The 3,529-nt window shown below is 40.4% G+C and carries 4 protein-coding genes; all 4 read right to left on the reverse strand.

Annotation, left to right across the window (positions count from 1 at the left end; genetic code table 11):
* Positions 1–128: 128 nt before the first annotated feature.
* The 4 genes from AACT21_RS07760 to AACT21_RS07780 all read right to left on the reverse strand — a co-directional run bounded on the left by AACT21_RS07760 (position 129) and on the right by AACT21_RS07780 (position 3,370).
* Complete coding sequence (locus tag AACT21_RS07760) at positions 129–404, reverse strand: putative quinol monooxygenase (RefSeq protein WP_065818796.1); 276 nt, start codon at positions 402–404, stop codon at positions 129–131.
* Positions 405–555: 151 nt separating this feature from the next.
* A complete protein-coding gene (locus tag AACT21_RS07770) occupies positions 556–885 on the reverse strand; it encodes a hypothetical protein (protein WP_026050567.1) in 330 nt (109 codons plus the stop codon).
* 1,075 nt (positions 886–1,960) lie between these two features.
* Positions 1,961–2,794, reverse strand: coding sequence for a hypothetical protein (locus AACT21_RS07775; protein ID WP_094164378.1), 834 nt, complete (start codon positions 2,792–2,794; stop codon positions 1,961–1,963).
* Positions 2,795–2,950: 156 nt separating this feature from the next.
* Complete coding sequence (locus tag AACT21_RS07780) at positions 2,951–3,370, reverse strand: GNAT family N-acetyltransferase (protein WP_017045848.1); 420 nt, start codon at positions 3,368–3,370, stop codon at positions 2,951–2,953.
* Between the last annotated feature and the right edge of the window lie 159 nt (positions 3,371–3,529).

Raw genomic sequence — 3,529 nt, forward strand, 5'->3', positions numbered from 1 at the left:
AAGCTAACGCCCTGTTAAGTAGTGAGGCATGCCATACAAAAGCTTCTGCACTACTCCGTAAACACAAAACTCACTGCAAACCAAAAATGCCACGCATGCCGAATCTGCTTGAACAGTTTGTTATGCGTTTACTCAAAAATCTCATAGTGACGTTCAACGTTTACAGTCACTTTACCCCAATGGGATGCTTTGACTCTTTTCTGATGTTGTTCAAAAGCCACTTTATCCGAGAATTCTTCATAAACGTCGAAGCGAAGAGCGTTTTCCGAATTTTGAATGACACTAAACGTGATACATCCAGTTTCTTCGAGAGTAAGGCGTTTATGGTTTACCAATTCATTTTTTACTAATTCAAGCTCCGACTCAGGAACTAAAATAAAACCTTTCAATGTTACTTTTGACATGAATATCCTTGTGACGCATAACGCTGCGTTAAGGGGTGAATGCCGCATAAACCAAGCTGCCGCAGACCACTTTCACCACCAAAACTCACTGTAAACCAAAAATGCCACGCGGCATGAATCCCTCTTAAACGCCTTGTTATGTTCACATTGCTCAAATAGTATGCCCACATTTTTGACATTCGATTTTTTTATCTTTTAACGATTGCGTAAAGTTTGATTTCCCACAGTTGTCGCAAAACTTAGCACCGCGTATGTTCATAAAAGTTATTAGCGCAACAATGGGGACAATTACAATCCAGAATTGATGTTTAAAAAACCCCATCAAGTTAACGATGAACAAAAATAAAGCGCCCGTCACGACAGAGAATGCTGGATAATATTTCCTCTTAAACTGTGTATTTTTATTCGCATAGAACAACACATAACCGAGGAGTGAAACACCCGCCCAAACACCAAAAGCTATTTGTACTTTTTCATCCATATCTACAATCCATCTTGTGAACATAACGCCCTGCTAAGGGGTGAGCAACGCACTGCAAAAGCTACCGCACACCAACTTAATCACAAAACTCACCGCATGCTAAAAATGCCACGCGTTGCGAATCCCACTTAAGCAGTTTGTTAGCTTAAATTTCAGCACCTTAGATTGACCAAAACTGAGATTAAACCGATTTGGGAAACCCAAAAACCACTTGAGTTTTAAAACCTAAATCGATTCAAACTTTGTGACCATTCATTTGCTTTGAACCCCGCAAATTTTGATAGACCATTTTCGGAGAGCTCAAAGCGAAAGCAAAATTTCCAAAGCGACTTTACGCCAAGCTTACTAACCTCGCGCCACCCCAAAACTCAATTGAGGCAACCGCTAAAAACTCGCGTTGGCAAACAATGCCGATTTGCCGAGAAACCTGAACGAACTGCCAAGGGAAGAAAAAACAGACTGCAAACAATTGATTTTTATTGTTTTAAGCTAACGCCCTGCTAAGGGGTGAGCAATTCACTACCAAAGCTACCGCACACCGACTTAATCACAAAACTCACCGCATGCCAAAAATGCCACGCATTGCGAATCCCTCTTAAGCAGTTTGTTAGCTTAAATTTCAGCACCTTAGATTTGCCAAAACTGAGATTAACCCGATTTAGGAAACCGGCAAACCACCTGAGTTTTAAAACCCGAATTGACTCAAACTTTGTAGCCATTCGTTTGCTTTGAAGCCTGCAAATTTTGATAGCACATTTTCGGAAAACTCAAAGCGAAAGCAAAACTTCCAAAGCGACTTTGCGCCAAACTGGCTAACCTCGAGCAATCCCAAAGCTCAATTGAGGCAACAGCTCAAAACTCGCGTTGGCAAACAACGCTGATTTGCCGAAAAACCTAAGCGAATTGCCAAGGGAAGAAAGAAAAGACCACAACCAATTGATTTCATTTGTTTTAAGCTAACGCCCAATTAAGGGGTGAACAACGCCTCCACCCAAACCTAAAGCATTGTGCCATAAACACTAAACTGACTTGAAATGAGGGCGCCAAGCGTTGTGAATCCCTCTTAAATTGCTTGTTATAACGCATTTCTGGCTATAAGGTTGTAATTTGCGTCAAATACAATTTCATCGATGTCATTTAAGTGATGCTTTAAAAGCAACATGTTGTGATCAACTTTTGTGATCACTGACATTGGATGACCTGAAGCAGTTGAACCAAAGCCTGGAGGAACGTATTCATTTCCAGAGTTGGTGATTACATTCGTATTGCCATTTTTTGTTCTCAAAGCTCTTCTCTGTTCAAAAGTCAGAGGCTGGACATCTTCTCGCTGCTTCAAGTGTTGAATAGCTTGAGGGTAATAACGTTCGAGCTTTTCAAATATATCCACATCAACCCAAGGTTCATATGTGCCGAGCTCATTATCATGTGGCTGTATATCAAGAGGTACAAACTCTGTTTGAGTTACGATCGCGAAGAGTAGCTGATTTGTGCGATTTACAAAGAACTTGTTCCCATCATTCTCAGGTATATGAAAATGATAAATGCCCCATTCCGCTAACATTGGGTCATTCAGTCTACCTTGATCTAATTCGAAGACAAGTTTACTTAAATGGGGGATTAAGTTATGTCCTTCCTTTACTTTTTCATAGAGCCTTTCGAGCCCAGTATCTTGACCTTTATTATCGAAACCATCATATACAATAACGTCTCTTTTACATGGTAAAACAAGACGAGTGAGCACAGAGTAAAAATAAATCAATAGTTCGTTGAGGTGATAATGAGGAGTTAATTTAAACCGTTCATCTCTGCGATCTAACTTCTCCAATTTATCGAATGTAATCAATTTCTTGCAGCCAAAACCGATTAACTCTTGTCTAATCAGATTCTCAAGTTGCTGATATTTATCCACTGAATCTCCTGCGTTATAACGCCGCGTTAAGGGGCAGCCAACGCTACTACCAACTTTCCGCATAACACTGTAACCACAAAAACCAACGCATAATAAAAATGCCGCGCGTTGGCTGTCCCTCTTGAACGCTTTGTTATAAGCAAATAAAACCTTGATTTAATTGATTTTCAACTGCTCAGAACTAGATAAAACCCATGCACTATTATGAGCTTCAAAACCAATTTTCGGATAATAACCTTGTGCTTTCGGTGCTGATAGTAAAACCAATTTACAACTTGGGCTCAACTCTTCTTTGGTCACTAAGATTAGATATTTACCTATACCATTGGATTGAACACTTTCATCAACAGCTAAATCAGACAGATAGCAGCAATAATGAAAATCTGTCACTGAACGAGCAACACCGACAAGTTGATCGTTCAGCCAGGCAGTCACAATTAAATTAGAGTTATCGAGCATACCCTGAATAGTTGACTCATTATCCAAAGGACGCCGCTCACCCAATGAAGTTTTCTTCAGTAAACTCACGAATTGTTCAACTGAGATTGGATGGTTTACTTTGTACTCGATTTCCATTTTTCATCCTCTGGGGCTGAATTTGCTTATAACGCCCGGCTAAGGGGTTGACAACGCATAGCCGAACTCAAAAAACACACTGTAAACACTGAACTTCAATTTTGTACTAAAGCCGCCACGCGTTGACAATCCCTCTTGAGCCGTTTGTTAGGCCAACCA

It is taken from the genome of Vibrio sp. V08_P9A1T1, assembly GCF_963874405.1.
Taxonomy (GTDB): Bacteria; Pseudomonadota; Gammaproteobacteria; order Enterobacterales; family Vibrionaceae; genus Vibrio; species Vibrio anguillarum.